7 protein-coding genes are annotated in these 17,336 nt (G+C 43.9%); 6 read left to right on the top strand and 1 reads right to left on the bottom strand.

Annotated elements, in window-relative coordinates:
• The first annotated feature begins 10 nt into the window (after positions 1 to 10).
• A complete protein-coding gene (gene rpoC, locus HYG79_RS02355) occupies positions 11 to 4,309 on the top strand; it encodes a DNA-directed RNA polymerase subunit beta' (RefSeq protein WP_179240570.1) in 4,299 nt (1,432 codons plus the stop codon).
• Between the two features lie 47 nt (positions 4,310 to 4,356).
• Positions 4,357 to 4,668: a DUF3467 domain-containing protein gene (locus HYG79_RS02350; protein ID WP_179240569.1), complete on the top strand. Its 312-nt coding sequence runs from the start codon at positions 4,357 to 4,359 to the stop codon at positions 4,666 to 4,668.
• 57 nt (positions 4,669 to 4,725) lie between these two features.
• Here the strand turns inward: HYG79_RS02350 and HYG79_RS02345 are convergent, their stop codons facing one another.
• Positions 4,726 to 6,315 carry a peptide chain release factor 3 gene (locus HYG79_RS02345; RefSeq protein WP_179240568.1) on the bottom strand — a complete coding sequence of 530 codons (1,590 nt, stop codon included), beginning with the start codon at positions 6,313 to 6,315 and terminating at the stop codon, positions 4,726 to 4,728.
• A 595-nt stretch (positions 6,316 to 6,910) separates the two neighbouring features.
• Here HYG79_RS02345 and HYG79_RS18005 point away from each other — a divergent pair.
• The 4 genes from HYG79_RS18005 to HYG79_RS02325 all read left to right on the top strand — a co-directional run bounded on the left by HYG79_RS18005 (position 6,911) and on the right by HYG79_RS02325 (position 17,152).
• Positions 6,911 to 11,182: a T9SS type B sorting domain-containing protein gene (locus HYG79_RS18005; protein WP_228027918.1), complete on the top strand. Its 4,272-nt coding sequence runs from the start codon at positions 6,911 to 6,913 to the stop codon at positions 11,180 to 11,182.
• Between the two features lie 21 nt (positions 11,183 to 11,203).
• The gene (locus tag HYG79_RS02335) at positions 11,204 to 12,160 is read left to right on the top strand and encodes a PorP/SprF family type IX secretion system membrane protein (RefSeq protein ID WP_179240567.1); all 957 of its coding nucleotides are present in this window, start codon (positions 11,204 to 11,206) and stop codon (positions 12,158 to 12,160) included.
• A 10-nt stretch (positions 12,161 to 12,170) separates the two neighbouring features.
• Complete coding sequence (locus HYG79_RS02330; RefSeq protein ID WP_179240566.1) at positions 12,171 to 14,105, top strand: OmpA family protein; 1,935 nt, start codon at positions 12,171 to 12,173, stop codon at positions 14,103 to 14,105.
• A gap of 254 nt (positions 14,106 to 14,359) precedes the next feature.
• Positions 14,360 to 17,152, top strand: coding sequence for a proprotein convertase P-domain-containing protein (locus HYG79_RS02325; RefSeq protein WP_179240565.1), 2,793 nt, complete (start codon positions 14,360 to 14,362; stop codon positions 17,150 to 17,152).
• The last annotated feature ends 184 nt before the right edge of the window (positions 17,153 to 17,336 follow it).

Raw genomic sequence — 17,336 nt, 5'->3', positions numbered from 1 at the left:
CCATACTATTATGGCTAGAATAAAAGATAATAATCCAATTAAAAGGTTCGATAAAATTTCAATCGGATTGGCTTCTCCAGAATCAATTTTAGGAGAGTCAAGAGGTGAGGTTTTAAAGCCTGAAACCATTAACTACAGAACGCACAAACCTGAGCGAGACGGTCTTTTTTGTGAGCGTATCTTTGGACCTGTGAAGGACTATGAGTGTGCTTGTGGAAAGTATAAGCGTATTCGTTACCGTGGTATCGTTTGTGACCGTTGTGGTGTAGAGGTAACCGAAAAGAAAGTACGTAGAGACAGGGTAGGCCATATCAATTTAGTGGTTCCTGTCGCCCATATCTGGTATTTCCGCTCCTTGCCCAACAAAATAGGATATTTGTTAGGATTACCTTCCAAAAAATTGGACATGATTATATACTATGAAAGGTATGTAGTTATACAACCCGGTATTGCCAAAGGTCCAGAGGGAGAGGAAATCAATAAAATGGATTTCTTGACCGAGGAGGAATACTTGAATATTCTAGAGGAAATTCCTGCCGAAAACCAGTATTTGGAAGATTCTGACCCCAACAAGTTTATCGCTAAAATGGGTGCTGAATGTCTGATTGATTTATTGGCTAGAATCGATTTGAACGAGTTATCGTTCTCATTGCGCCACAAGGCCAATACCGAAACTTCGAAACAAAGAAAAACTGAAGCTTTGAAACGTCTTCAGGTGGTTGAAGCACTTAGGGAATCCCAAGAAAACAGAGAGAACAGACCGGAATGGATGATAATGAAAGTGATTCCGGTGATTCCACCCGAATTGCGCCCATTGGTACCCCTGGATGGAGGTCGTTTTGCCACTTCTGATTTAAATGATCTTTACAGAAGGGTCATTATCCGCAATAATCGTTTAAAGCGTTTGGTCGAAATCAAGGCGCCAGAGGTAATTCTCAGAAATGAGAAACGTATGCTCCAAGAATCTGTAGATTCTTTGTTCGATAATACACGTAAAGCATCTGCGGTCAAGACCGAATCAAATAGACCGTTGAAATCTCTTTCAGATTCATTAAAAGGAAAACAAGGTCGTTTCCGTCAAAACTTATTGGGTAAACGTGTAGATTATTCCGCACGTTCAGTAATCGTTGTTGGACCAGAAATGAAATTGTACGAATGTGGTCTCCCAAAAGATATGGCAGCCGAACTCTACAAGCCTTTTGTTATCCGAAAGTTGATAGAGAGAGGTATTGTCAAAACGGTTAAATCTGCCAAAAAAATAATAGATAAGAAAGAACCTGTTGTTTGGGATATTCTCGAAAACGTATTGAAAGGACATCCAGTATTACTGAACCGTGCACCAACATTGCACAGGTTGGGTATACAGGCTTTCCAGCCAAAATTGATTGAAGGTAAGGCGATACGTTTGCACCCATTGGTATGTACCGCATTTAATGCTGATTTCGACGGTGACCAAATGGCTGTTCACCTACCATTGGGGCCAGAAGCGATTCTTGAAGCACAACTGTTGATGTTGGCATCGCACAATATATTGAATCCTGCAAATGGTTCACCGATTACGGTACCATCTCAAGATATGGTCTTGGGTCTGTACTATATGACCAAGGAAAGAAAATCAACACCCGAAGTACCTATTAAAGGTGAAGGTTTGACTTTCTATTCTTATGAAGAGGTTGAAATTGCCTTTAATGAGGGCATGGTAAACCTTAATGCGGGAATTAAAGTCAGGGCCAAAGATTTTAATGAAGAAGGGGATTTGGTAAACCAGATTATCGAGACTACGGTCGGTAGGGTGCTCTTCAATATGGAGGTGCCTGAAGCTGCGGGTTATGTCAATAAAGTATTGAACAAAAAGGCCTTAAGGGATATCATTGGCGATATTCTTGCGGTAACCGATGTACCTACAACTTCTGAATTCTTGGATAAAATCAAGACAATGGGGTATCAATTTGCTTTCAAAGGCGGGTTGTCCTTTAGTTTAGGTGATATTATCATACCACAAGAAAAGCATGAGATGATTGCCGATGCAAATGGTCAAGTAGATGGTATTATGGCCAATTACAATATGGGTCTGATTACCAACAACGAACGTTACAATCAGGTAATAGATGTTTGGACATCTACGAATGCAATGCTTACCGAATTGGCAATGAAGCGTATTCGTGAAGATCAGCAAGGGTTCAACTCTGTATACATGATGCTCGATTCTGGTGCAAGGGGTTCCAAGGAACAAATTCGACAGCTGACAGGTATGCGTGGTTTGATGGCCAAACCCAAAAAATCTACCGCAGGTGGCGGTGAGATTATTGAAAACCCTATCCTTTCAAACTTTAAGGAAGGACTTTCAATTTTGGAATACTTTATATCAACGCACGGTGCCCGTAAAGGTCTAGCGGATACCGCACTAAAAACTGCGGATGCTGGTTACTTAACACGCCGACTGGTTGATGTTTCTCAAGATGTGATTATCAATATCGAGGACTGTGAAACGCTCAGAGGTGTCGAGGTACAAGCACTTAAGAAGAACGAAGAGATCGTAGAAACGTTAGGTGAGCGTATACTTGGTAGGGTTTCTTTACACGATGTGTTCAATCCGTTGACTGAGGAATTGATTCTTAGTGCCGGACAGGAAATCATGGAAAGTGATGTGAAGAAAATTGAAGCCTCTCCTGTCGAAAAGGTAGAGGTGCGCTCTGCACTCACTTGTGAGGCCCAAAAAGGCATTTGTGCCAAATGTTACGGTAGAAACCTTTCGACCAATAAAATGGTCCAGAGAGGTGAAGCTGTAGGCGTTGTTGCTGCACAGTCTATTGGAGAGCCCGGAACTCAACTAACCTTGAGGACTTTCCACGTTGGTGGTATCGCTGGTAACATATCTGAAGATAACAAACTTATCGCCAGATTTGACGGTGTTGCCGAAATCGAAGATTTAAGAACTGTAAAAGGAGAGGATTCTGAAGGTAAAGATGCAGAAATTGTAATATCCCGTACTTCTGAAATAAAGATAATCGATACTAAAACGGGTATAACGCTAAGTACGAATAATATTCCTTACGGTTCTCAACTGTTTATCAAGAACGGGGCTAAGGTCAAGAAAGATGACGTTATCTGTTCTTGGGATCCATATAACGGTGTAATCGTATCGGAATTCCCTGGTAAAATTGCTTATGAGAATATTGAGCAAGGAGTCACATACCAAGTTGAGATTGATGAGCAAACAGGCTTCCAGGAAAAAGTGATTTCCGAGTCAAGAAATAAGAAGCTGATTCCAACGCTTTTGATACAAGATAGCAAAGGGGAAACCTTGCGTTCCTACAATTTGCCGGTCGGTTCCCATATCATGGTTGACGACGGTGATAAGATCAAGGAAGGTAAGATTTTGGTCAAGATACCTCGTAAGTCTGCCAAGGCAGGTGATATTACTGGAGGTCTTCCAAGGGTTACCGAACTTTTCGAAGCACGTAACCCATCTAACCCAGCTGTTGTTTCAGAAATTGATGGTGTGGTTTCCTTTGGTAAAATCAAAAGGGGTAACCGGGAGATTATCATCGAATCCAAATTGGGTGAGATCAAAAAGTATTTGGTAAAACTTTCCAATCAGATTTTGGTTCAGGAAAACGATTATGTGCGTGCAGGTATGCCGTTATCCGATGGTTCTATCACGCCAGAAGATATCTTGGCTATCAAAGGCCCATCTGCCGTACAACAGTACTTGGTGAACGAGGTTCAGGAAGTGTACCGATTACAAGGTGTTAAAATTAATGACAAACACTTTGAAGTAGTAGTAAGGCAAATGATGCGTAAAGTTCGTATCCAAGATCCGGGCGATACTATTTTCTTGGAAAACCAATTGGTTCACAAAGATGATTTCATCCGCGAAAACGATGAGATTTATGGTAAAAAAGTGGTCGAGGATGCAGGTGAATCTGAAAATCTAAAACCTGGCCAAATCATTACGGCACGTGAACTAAGAGATGAAAATTCTATTTTAAAGCGAAACGATAAAGCACTAGCTGTTGCCAAGGATGCTGTTGCGGCAACCGCAACACCCATTCTTCAGGGTATAACTAGAGCATCGTTACAGACGAAATCGTTCATCTCAGCGGCATCTTTCCAAGAAACGACTAAAGTACTAAACGAAGCCGCGGTTAGTGGTAAGGTAGATACTTTGGAAGGTCTTAAGGAAAATGTTATCGTAGGTCATAAAATACCTGCAGGTACAGGTATGAGAGATTATGAGAATATCATAGTAGGCTCTAAAGAGGAGTATGACGAGATCATGGCCCGAAAGGAAGAATTAAAATTCTAAATCATAAACCTCGATGTGAAAGCATCGAGGTTTTTTTATTTTTAATTATGAGTGAGAATAAGCAAAATCAAAAACAGATCAATATAGAGCTGGATGAAAAAATGGCTGAAGGTATCTATTCCAATTTGGCAATAATCAACCATTCCGTATCCGAATTCGTGGTAGACTTTATAAGTATGATGCCCGGGGCACCAAAGGCTAAGGTGAAAAGTAGAATTGTACTTACACCACAGCATGCCAAAAAGTTTTTAAAAGCGCTGAGCGATAATGTCAATCGATTCGAAAAAGCGCACGGTACCATCAAAGATTATGAACAACCCCCTATACCCATGAATTTCGGACCCACGGGAGAAGCATAAAAAAAGCCACAAACTTAGTTGTGGCTTTTTGATTTTAATTAGGGTACGTATCTATTTTTACTTGTATTCGGATGTAAAATGTAATTTTACCGTAGGATATTTTTGTTGTGTCATCTGTAATGAGAATTGAGAGTCCGCAAGAAATACAAGTTGACCCAATTTGTCTTTTGCTAAAAATTTTTGTTTTACTCTTTTAAATTCTTTGAATTCTTCATTGTTTTTATCAGTTGGTTCTACCCAACAGGCTTTGTGTACTGCAAAATTTTCATAGGTACATTTGGCCCCATATTCATGTTCCAACCTATACTGTATGACCTCGTATTGTAACGCCCCGACCGTACCTATTACCTTTCGGCCGTTCATTTCCAAGGTAAACAGTTGTGCAACTCCTTCGTCCATCAGCTGGTCAATACCCTTATAGAGCTGTTTCGCTTTCATGGGATCGGCATTATTGATGTACCTAAAATGCTCAGGGGAAAAACTTGGAATTCCTTTGTAATGTAAAGATTCTCCCTCAGTAAGGGTATCTCCAATTTTAAAGTTTCCTGTGTCATGAAGTCCAACGATATCTCCGGGATATGAGATATCCACTATTTCCTTTTTTTCTGCAAAGAATGCATTGGGGCTACTAAATTTTACCTTTTTATCATGTCTTACGTGTAGATAAGGCTTATTCCTTTCAAAAGTGCCCGATACGATTTTGACAAAAGCTAATCGGTCCCTATGTTTTGGATCCATATTGGCATGTATCTTAAATACAAATCCCGTAAGTTCTTTTTCATCAGCTTTGACTAAACGTTCTTCTGCCATTTTTGGCCTAGGTGAAGGGGCAATCTCTATAAAACAATCCAAAAGCTCACGAACACCAAAATTATTTAGTGCGGAACCAAAGAAAACAGGTTGTAATTCACCGGTCAAATATTTTTCGGTATCGAATTTTGGATAAACCCCTTGTGTCAATTCTAGATTGTCCCTTAAATCGTTTGCTGCGGTTTCTCCGATAATTTTATCCAATTCAGGATTACTAATGTCGTCAAATGCTATGGTTTCCTCTATATTTTTTTTACTGTCCCCACTGAATAAGTTTATATTTTTCTCATAGATGTTATAAATTCCTTTAAAGTCGTACCCCATGCCTATGGGAAAACTCAAAGGGGTTACGTTAAGGTTTAACTTTTGTTCCACTTCATCCAGAAGGTCAAAGGCATCCTTCCCTTCCCGATCTAATTTGTTTATGAATACGATCATTGGGATATTCCGCATTCTGCAAACTTCAACAAGTTTTTCAGTTTGTTCCTCTACACCTTTGGCAACATCGATTACAACAATCACACTATCAACCGCGGTCAATGTTCTAAATGTATCCTCGGCAAAGTCTTTGTGTCCGGGCGTATCAAGAATATTTATTTTTTTGTCCTTATAAATAAAAGCTAAAACCGAGGTGGCAACGGATATTCCTCGTTGTCGCTCTATTTCCATAAAATCACTGGTTGCCGATTTTTTTATTTTATTGTTTTTTACAGCACCAGCCTCTTGAATTGCGCCCCCAAACAATAGAAGTTTTTCGGTAAGGGTAGTTTTCCCGGCATCCGGATGCGAGATAATGCCGAATGTTCTTCTTTTTTGTATTTCTTCCTTAAAATCCATCAACAAAATTTTGGGCAAAAATAAGTCAAATATATGTTATGAAAGGCCTTGTCTTTTATCTCGTGAATTCTATGGATTCCATTGAGTTACGTTTTTTGATTTTCAAAATGAAGATTTTTGATTTACGGGAAATACGATTTTTGATTATACGATTAACTACGGATAAAATCGATTTTTTGAAAACTTGTGTAATCTTTTTATAGAAAAATGACGTATTTAATTTTGACATATTTTAAGAATAGTTAACATTTTATCGAGTAAAACTGTGTTTGAAGGATAATTCATACTTTATGCTTTTAAAACAATTTGAAGATCTGTTTTTTAGCTATATCTTGCATTAAATTATAGAGGACGCCCTATCTTCTTACAAAAAGAATGCCTGCTAAAGCCATGGTGATAAGTTTAAACAAAACTATCATTTATGGAAAATTTTACTTTGTCAAGACTTGGTGCTAAAACAATAGTCACTGTTGTTTTATCTTCTGTCTTTTTTTTGGCACTCACAACAAATTCTTATGGCTTTAATCCAGCCTTACTCACTGAAAAAACAATTTATAAGGATACAGATGGTGACAAAGTACCAGACCACAAGGATATGGACGACGATGGTGACGGTATTTTGGATGTTGTAGAAGGGAACGACGATGATGACGGCGATGGTATACCAAACCGATTGGATATAGATTCGGATAATGATGGTATCCTTGATAATATTGAAGCCCAAACAACAGCTGATTACATAGCGCCATCCGGATATGATGTTGATGGTAACGGTTTGGATGATGCGTATGAAGTTACTCCGGGTAGTTGTAACGGTTTGACACCTGTTAATACTGATGGTGATAAAGTTCCTGATTATTTAGACATAGATTCGGATAATGACGGTATCCTCGACAATGTTGAAGCACAACCAACCGATGATTTCCTCGCCCCATGTGGTAATGATAGGGATAGGAACGGTCTGGACGACCATTATGAAAACACTCCTGGTTCCGGGGAAGGTCTTACTCCCGAAGATACCGATGCCGATTCCTTACCGGATTTTAGGGATATAGATTCAGATAATGATGGTATCCTTGACAATATTGAAGCACAACCAAGTGGTGATTTTCAAGCCCCATGTGGTATAGATAGCGATGGGAATGGTCTAGATGATCATTATGAAAACTCACCAGGTTCCGGGGAAGGGCTTACCCCTATAAATTCTGATAACGACTCAAATCCTGATTTTAGGGACATCGACAGCGACAACGACGGCATCCCGGACAACGTCGAGGCTCAGACGACCTCGGGTTACGTTTCCCCGAACGATGACGACGCGGCGACGTACGCCTCCAACGACGGTGTGAACAGTGCGTACCTGGGCGGTCTGGACCCGGTCAACACGGACGGCACGGACGAGCTCCCGGATTACCTTGACACGGACAGCGACGACGATACGGTGCCCGACAACAACGAGGGCAACGACTTCGACTTCGACGGTGTCCCCGACCAGGTCTTCACGGGGACGGACAGCGACAACGACGGTCTGGACGACGGCTACGAGGGCAGCGACGTTAACGACGGCTATGACGTTAACGACGAGATAGACGACCCTGCGTCCGACCTTCCGGACACGGACGGTACTGAGGACGTGAACTACCGTGACCTTGACGACGACGGTGACGGCATCGACACCCCCGACGAGGACGCGGACGGCGACGGCGACCCTACCAACGACGATACGGACGGTGACGGCACCCCGGACTACCTTGACCCCGACGGTGCCCCCGATACGGACACGGACGGCGACGGCGTTCCCGACAGCGTCGACCTTGACGACGACAACGACGGTATACTCGATACGGAGGAGGACGCGAACGTGGACGGCGACGGCGACCCCTTGACGGACCCTACGGACAGCGACGGCGACGGGCGTCCCGACCATCTTGACATCGACAGCGACAACGACGGCATCCCGGACAACGTCGAGGCTCAGACGACCTCGGGTTACGTTTCCCCGAACGATGACGACGCGGCGACGTACGCCTCCAACGACGGTGTGAACAGTGCGTACCTGGGCGGTCTGGACCCGGTCAACACGGACGGCACGGACGAGCTCCCGGATTACCTTGACACGGACAGCGACGACGATACGGTGCCCGACAACAACGAGGGCAACGACTTCGACTTCGACGGTGTCCCCGACCAGGTCTTCACGGGGACGGACAGCGACAACGACGGTCTGGACGACGGCTACGAGGGCAGCGACGTTAACGACGGCTATGACGTTAACGACGAGATAGACGACCCTGCGTCCGACCTTCCGGACACGGACGGTACTGAGGACGTGAACTACCGTGACCTTGACGACGACGGTGACGGCATCGACACCCCCGACGAGGACGCGGACGGCGACGGCGACCCTACCAACGACGATACGGACGGTGACGGCACCCCGGACTACCTTGACCCCGACGGTGCCCCCGATACGGACACGGACGGCGACGGCGTTCCCGACAGCGTCGACCTTGACGACGACAACGACGGTATACTCGATACGGAGGAGGACGCGAACGTGGACGGCGACGGCGACCCCTTGACGGACCCTACGGACAGCGACGGCGACGGGCGTCCCGACCATCTTGACATCGACAGCGACAACGACGGCATCCCGGACAACGTCGAGGCTCAGACGACCTCGGGTTACGTTTCCCCGAACGATGACGACGCGGCGACGTACGCCTCCAACGACGGTGTGAACAGTGCGTACCTGGGCGGTCTGGACCCGGTCAACACGGACGGCACGGACGAGCTCCCGGATTACCTTGACACGGACAGCGACGACGATACGGTGCCCGACAACAACGAGGGCAACGACTTCGACTTCGACGGTGTCCCCGACCAGGTCTTCACGGGGACGGACAGCGACAACGACGGTCTGGACGACGGCTACGAGGGCAGCGACGTTAACGACGGCTATGACGTTAACGACGAGATAGACGACCCTGCGTCCGACCTTCCGGACACGGACGGTACTGAGGACGTGAACTACCGTGACCTTGACGACGACGGTGACGGCATCGACACCCCCGACGAGGACGCGGACGGCGACGGCGACCCTACCAACGACGATACGGACGGTGACGGCACCCCGGACTACCTTGACCCCGACGGTGCCCCCGATACGGACACGGACGGCGACGGCGTTCCCGACAGCGTCGACCTTGACGACGACAACGACGGTATACTCGATACGGAGGAGGACGCGAACGTGGACGGCGACGGCGACCCCTTGACGGACCCTACGGACAGCGACGGCGACGGGCGTCCCGACCATCTTGACATCGACAGCGACAACGACGGCATCCCGGACAACGTCGAGGCTCAGACGACCTCGGGTTACGTTTCCCCGAACGATGACGACGCGGCGACGTACGCCTCCAACGACGGTGTGAACAGTGCGTACCTGGGCGGTCTGGACCCGGTCAACACGGACGGCACGGACGAGCTCCCGGATTACCTTGACACGGACAGCGACGACGATACGGTGCCCGACAACAACGAGGGCAACGACTTCGACTTCGACGGTGTCCCCGACCAGGTCTTCACGGGGACGGACAGCGACAACGACGGTCTGGACGACGGCTACGAGGGCAGCGACGTTAACGACGGCTATGACGTTAACGACGAGATAGACGACCCTGCGTCCGACCTTCCGGACACGGACGGTACTGAGGACGTGAACTACCGTGACCTTGACGACGACGGTGACGGCATCGACACCCCCGACGAGGACGCGGACGGCGACGGCGACCCTACCAACGACGATACGGACGGTGACGGCACCCCGGACTACCTTGACCCCGACGGTGCCCCCGATACGGACACGGACGGCGACGGCGTTCCCGACAGCGTCGACCTTGACGACGACAACGACGGTATACTCGATACGGAGGAGGACGCGAACGTGGACGGCGACGGCGACCCCTTGACGGACCCTACGGACAGCGACGGCGACGGGCGTCCCGACCATCTTGACATCGACAGCGACAACGACGGCATCCCGGACAACGTCGAGGCTCAGACGACCTCGGGTTACGTTTCCCCGAACGATGACGACGCGGCGACGTACGCCTCCAACGACGGTGTGAACAGTGCGTACCTGGGCGGTCTGGACCCGGTCAACACGGACGGCACGGACGAGCTCCCGGATTACCTTGACACGGACAGCGACGACGATACGGTGCCCGACAACAACGAGGGCAACGACTTCGACTTCGACGGTGTCCCCGACCAGGTCTTCACGGGGACGGACAGCGACAACGACGGTCTGGACGACGGCTACGAGGGCAGCGACGTTAACGACGGCTATGACGTTAACGACGAGATAGACGACCCTGCGTCCGACCTTCCGGACACGGACGGTACTGAGGACGTGAACTACCGTGACCTTGACGACGACGGTGACGGCATCGACACCCCCGACGAGGACGCGGATGGCGACGGCGACCCTACCAACGACGATACGGACGGTGACGGCACCCCGGACTACCTTGACCCCATTGATGATACTCCTGAACCAACGGTAGATATAGAAGTCAAACAGCTAATAACGCCTAACGGAGATGGTAAAAATGAATTTTTATGGATTGATGGTGTCGATAGGGTTCCGAACAATACTTTGAAAATTTTCAACAGATGGGGAATATCTGTCTACGAAGGAGAAAATTACAATAATCAAAATAACGTGTTTGACGGAAGGTCAAGAGGTAGGTCTACGATAGGTGGTGATGAATATTTGCCAGCAGGAGTGTATTTTTACATATTTGAATATCAATTAAACCAAAATAATGTTACTGATAACGGATACTTGTATATTCAGTAAATAACATACGAAATATAGGATATGGCATATAAGAAAAATTTTCAAATTTCTATATTGTTTTTATTTGCATTAGTACTGTCTTCCAATGCGCAACAAGACGCCCAGTACACGCAGTATATGTTCAATACGCTAAGTATTAACCCTGCTTATGCAGGCTCTAGGGGGCAACTAAGCATAGCAGGATTATATAGGTCTCAATGGGTGGGGTTGAACGGCGCTCCTACCACACAAACCTTAAATTTACATTCCCCTATACGTAACAGTAGGTTGGGGTATGGTCTATCAATTGTAAATGATGAAATCGGGGATGGGACCATACAGGAAACTTATTTTGATGCCGCTGTTTCATATACCATAGATGTTTCTCAAGATGCAAAACTTTCTTTCGGCTTAAAAGCGGGAGGAAATTTATTGAACTTAGATTTGCAAAGCCTCAGGCAGAGGGAAGGCCAGGAAGAATTTGTTGGGGATAATGTGGATAACAGGTTTTCGCCTAATTTTGGCTTGGGTATATATTATCATACGAACAAGTTTTATGCGGGGCTATCGGCTCCAAATCTATTGGAAACCAAATTTTTTGATAGGTCCGGTGATGACGCCGAAGCTGTAAATTTTTTGTCAACGGATAGAATCAACTTCTATTTGATTACAGGTTATGTATTTGATTTGAACGGTAACCTAAAATTCAAACCGGCGTTGCTTACCAAAGTGGTAGGCGGGGCGCCCTTACAAGTAGATGTTTCCGCTAATTTTATGTTTAACGAAAAATTCACTTTTGGTGCTGCCTACAGATGGGATGCTGCTGTAAGTGCTCTTGCAGGATTTCAGGTTACCGACCAAATTATGCTGGGATTGGCATATGATAGGGAGACAACCGAATTGGGAGGCACTCAATTCAATGATGGTTCCTTTGAAGTTTTTCTAAGATTTGAACTTGTTAAGTCTTTCCAGAAATTGGTTTCACCACGTTTCTTCTAAAATCTATATAATGATAAAAAGAATACTTTTATTAATTGTCCTAATATCTTCAACAAGTAATATTCTTGGTCAGGATAGACTTATAACAAAGGCAAATGAAAAGTATGCGGAATATTCTTTTAGTCCAGCGATAGATATATACAAAAAGGTATTGGACAAGGGTTATGTCTCTCCTGATTTATTGAAAAAACTTGGAAACTCATATTATTTTAATGCCGATTACCCTGAAGCTTCAAAAATATACAAGAGACTAGTTGACGACTATGGCGATGAAGTATCGGCCGAAGATTACTTTAGATATGCACAAACATTAAGAACCTTGGGGCAATATGACGAATCTAAGGCGGTTATGTCAAAGTTTACTGAAATGACGTCAGATGATGGAAGGGCCTCTGCTTACAAGAGCGAAAGGGATTATATGGCCGAGATTGCTAAAAATTCCGGTAGGTATGACATAGGTCCTTTTGAGTATAATTCTATTTATTCCGAGTTTGCACCATCCTTTTACAAAAAGGGAATCCTTTTTTCATCGGATAGGGACACGGGTAATTTGGCCCGTTATCGTCATACATGGAATTCTAAGGATTTCTTGGATCTATACAAGGTTAATTCGGATAGCGCATCATTGAATTTGGTTACGAAACTGGACAAAAACCTGAATACTAGGTTGCATGAGTCTACTTCTGCTTCAACAAAAGATGGCAACATCACATACTTTACCAGAAATAACATGAAAGATGGCAAGTATGTAAAAGATGAGAACGGTGTAATACGGTTGAAAATTTTTAGAGCGGTAGCAGAGAACGGTGTATGGGTCTCAATCGAGGATTTACCTTTTAATAGCGACACATACTCTATTGCGCACCCCGCTTTAAGTCCAGATGAGCGCACTTTGTACTTTGCGTCAGATATGCCTGGAACTTACGGTCAGTCCGATATTTTCAAAGTAGCTATAAATCAAGACGGTACTTTTGGCACTCCCGAGAATCTGGGAGGTAATATTAATACCGAAGCTAGAGAAACCTTTCCTTTTGTTTCTGCTGACGAGATATTATATTTTGCTTCGGATGGTCATCCTGGATTGGGAGGGTTGGACGTATTCGCTACCAAAATAAAGAATAGAACTTACAACGGGACCATATTTAATGTAGGGGAGCCAGTAAATAGTAAGATGGACGACTTTACCTTCATCCTAGACGAGAGCACTAAAAAAGGATATTTTGCTTCCAATAGAGAAGGTGGTATGGGCGAGGATGATATTTATAGCTTATTGGAAACCAAACCTTTGGAGTTTGATTGTATTCAAAGAATCTCAGGAACGGTGAGAGATAAGATATCAAGTGAGCCGTTGGTAGGAGCTACAATAAAAGTGATTGATGAGAATAATGATGAAATTTTAACGGCGATAACCGATGCCAATGGTAACTATAATTTACAGCTTGATTGTAACCAAGGTAATTTTGTTAGGGCTTTAATGCAGGGTTATGTCCCCTCCGAAGAGTATTTGGGCAAATCTACAGGGGAACCTATGGCAATCGATTTTTATTTGGAAAGAGATACCGTTACCGCCGGTTTTGGAGACGATTTGGCCAAATTATTGCAACTTAGTACTATATATTTCGACTTGAACAAATATAACATTCGCCCAGATGCTGAAATAGAGATACAAAAAGTCATTGCAGCTATGGAAAAATATCCTAGCCTAAAAATTCAGGTCAACTCCCATACCGATAGTAGGGGTAGGGATTCGTATAATTTGTGGCTTTCCCAAAAAAGAGCTGAATCCACTGTGGAGTATATGGTTTCCAAGGGTATCGATAAAGAACGATTATTGGGACAAGGTTATGGTGAGACCCGTTTGGTAAATGGTTGTGATAATAACACACGTTGTACCAAAGAGCAGCACCAGCTAAATAGGCGTTCAGAATTTATTATTTTGGAATAAAAATCACATTTTAATTACATACAAAAGCAGCCATATACTGGCTGCTTTTGTATGTTATGATTTTTTAAAAAATTAGAGTCTTGCCTTTTAAGGGTATGAAAATAAAATAGTTAAGCTGTTTTAATTGAATTTAACTTCATATTGGTAATGTTTCATATCGTTTGAAAGTCGTTATACAACATTATTTTTTCGTACATCAATCAAACCCATACCTTTAATTTACCAAAATATGCTTTTTAGGCAGTAATTGAGATATGACGATAATTTCAAAAAATAAAACAATACTACTTTTTCTATTCATATTGTCATCCATCGGGTATGGTCAAACAACAATATGGGAAGAAGATTTCGAGAGCTACGGTAATGGAACTTCCACTGGTGCAGGATCAGGTGCGAGTACAGCCACTTGGTCTACTAACGACGGTGATATAGACGTGAGAACAATTTCCGGAAATAAAGTATTGAGAGGAAGTGATACTCGAAACACATCAGCTAGATGGACGACCAACCCCATAGATATTTCGGGCTACACGAATGTAAGCTTTAGTTTGGATGCCGATTCAGGTGGCGGATTGGATTCAGGTGTTGATGTTTTTAGAATTCAATACAGGATTGATGGCGGTAGTTACATAGAAATTGAAAATACGTCGGGAGATACCTCCCCATCTGAACCTATACAGCCCTCATATGGTGTATCGGGTTTATCTGGCAGCACATTGGAGTTTAGAATAACCATGTATAACACCACAGGTGCAGAATTTTATGATATCGATAATATATTGGTTCAAGGTACTTTGCCTACACCGGATTGTAGTACAATATCTTCTTTTCCAGGAAGTTTCATAGCTAGCAATACAACCTTAAATTCTAACCTAAGTGGATTTTCGTCAGGAATCATCACAGATGTGAATGTTAGTTTAAATATAACCCACACCTGGAATGCTGATTTGGATATCAGTTTAATTAGTCCAAGCGGTACAACTGTAGTACTATCAAGTGATAATGGTGGTTCGGGAGATAATTATGTCAATACATTTTTTGATGATTCGGGATCCATCAATATCATTTCTGGCTCATCACCCTTTACCGGTACATTTAGACCCGAAGGGAACCTTAGCGATTTTAATGGGGAAAACGCCAACGGAACATGGGTTTTAAGAGTGTTTGACGATACAGGTGGTGATACAGGTACCTTGGATGGTTTTTCGATTGAAATTTGTACCAATTCATCTACAGATCTAGCGGTTTCCAAAACAGTTGATGATAATACCCCTAGTGAAGGCTCTAATATTGTTTACACGTTAAGCGTTGAAAATAATGGGCCATTAGATGCTACAAACGTGACTCTGACGGATGTTTTACCGGCAGGGGTGTCTTTTGTGAGCGATGATGGGGCCTATAATTCCAGTACGGGAGTATGGTCCGTAGGTTCTTTGAACAACGGTGCCACAGCTATTTTGAATATTACGGCAAGTGTTGATGGGAGTACGAGCGGGAGTACAATAACGAACACAATAACATCAATAAGTGCTGATCAAACAGACAGTAACTTAACTGCAGATGATTTGAGTGAATCCATAGTTCCTTCGGTTGATCAACCTCCTGTGGTAACAGTAACTGGAAATCAAATTTATTGTCCTTTGACATCGCTATCCATAGCGGAAACCATAAGTATTTCAGACCCAGATGATACCACGACTGATGCTGTCTATATTCAAATATCTTCAGGATATGTAAATGGGGAAGATCTATTGACATTAACGGGTACACACCCAAACATTACCGCAACTTGGGATGCTATCGAAGGAGAACTTACCCTTCAAGGCCCTACTACATATTCTGAATTCGAAACTGCTGTTTTAGCTGTGGAATACTCTAGTAGTGCTTCGGCCCCAACAGGGATAAAACAATTTTCAATTACTCCGGGAAGTGCAAATTTTTTACCTCCGACAGGGCACTATTATGAATTTATTTCTGATTTGGGAATAACATGGACCGATGCAAGAGATGCAGCGGCATTACGTACATATTTTGGTTTGCAAGGATATTTGGCAACCCTTACTACGCAAGCAGAAGCTGATTTTTCAGGCACGCAAGCAGTTGGTGTTGGTTGGATCGGTGCCTCTGATGCAGCTAATGAAGGTGATTGGAGATGGGTAACCGGACCCGAAGCGGGTACACCGTTTTGGAGCGGTACATCTACCGGTACAACTGTTGCTCCAACTAATTTTGCCTATTGGAATGGTGGTGAGCCCAATCAATCGGGTAATGAAGATTATGCACATATTACAGATCCATCAGTCGTTAGGGGTTCAGGCGGCCTTGGTTCTTGGAACGATTTATCCAATACAGGCGCCAGTAGTGGCCCCTATCAACCACAAGGTTATGTGGTTGAATATGGTGGATCCCCTGGAGACCCAGTTTTAAATATTACAGGCGTTACCACTATAACAGTTGACAATATCAATCCAACGGCAAGCAATCCATCGCCTGTAACGGTATTTTGTCCAAGTGACGTCCCAACGTTCGATATTAGTGTCGTGACCGATGAAGCGGATAACTGTACAACAAATCCATTAGTTACATTTGTAAGTGATGTGAGTAACGGGGGCAGTAATCCTGAAATCATCACTAGAACATACCGTATAAGTGATGATATGGGAAACTTTATTGATGTCGCCCAGACCATTACAGTAGACCCTATAAATATTGATACACAACCACTTGACCAAACAACGTTTGTTAATAATAATGCTTCGTTTTCTGTTAGTATAAATAATGTTGATACCTACCAATGGCAAGTAAGCATTGATGGGGGAACAAATTTTATAGATATATCCGATGGAACCGAGTATACAGGTACATCCACATCTACTTTAACTGTCATAGCACCTCGGGTCGACAAAAATAATTATCGTTACAGAGTTGCAGCTTCAAATTCAGGGTCTGGATGTTCAATGGTGATTTCGAATAATGCTTTGTTAAGCGTTCGCGTAAGTAGCGTTATTACCAACAGGAGAATCACTTACAGGGTAAAAAACAATTAGGCTCTCAAAAATATTGTTTGCTATTGGTGTAATACACGCCTAATAATTTCATTTTTAGAATTTTATTTTTTTAGTAAAAAGTTTTAGACCGGACTTTTCCTACATCAAATCGGCTCTAAAGTTGTATAGAACAAAGGATTTTATTGAAGAAAATAATAAAGACCTCAAATTTCAAGAGCTATAC

Origin of the sequence: Costertonia aggregata, from assembly GCF_013402795.1 — a bacterium.
GTDB lineage: Bacteria > Bacteroidota > Bacteroidia > Flavobacteriales > Flavobacteriaceae > Costertonia > Costertonia aggregata.
This window is presented reverse-complemented; position numbering and strand designations above follow the sequence as displayed.

Bases quoted from the DNA above. Each gene is read 5' to 3' on its own strand.
- rpoC (WP_179240570.1), top strand. From the start codon at position 11: ATGGCTAGAATAAAAGATAATAATCCAATTAAAAGGTTCGATAAAATT.
- HYG79_RS02350 (WP_179240569.1), top strand. From the start codon at position 4,357: ATGAGTGAGAATAAGCAAAATCAAAAACAGATCAATATAGAGCTGGAT.
- HYG79_RS02345 (WP_179240568.1), bottom strand. From the start codon at position 6,315: ATGGATTTTAAGGAAGAAATACAAAAAAGAAGAACATTCGGCATTATC.
- HYG79_RS18005 (WP_228027918.1), top strand. From the start codon at position 6,911: ATGGACGACGATGGTGACGGTATTTTGGATGTTGTAGAAGGGAACGAC.
- HYG79_RS02335 (WP_179240567.1), top strand. From the start codon at position 11,204: ATGGCATATAAGAAAAATTTTCAAATTTCTATATTGTTTTTATTTGCA.
- HYG79_RS02330 (WP_179240566.1), top strand. From the start codon at position 12,171: ATGATAAAAAGAATACTTTTATTAATTGTCCTAATATCTTCAACAAGT.
- HYG79_RS02325 (WP_179240565.1), top strand. From the start codon at position 14,360: ATGACGATAATTTCAAAAAATAAAACAATACTACTTTTTCTATTCATA.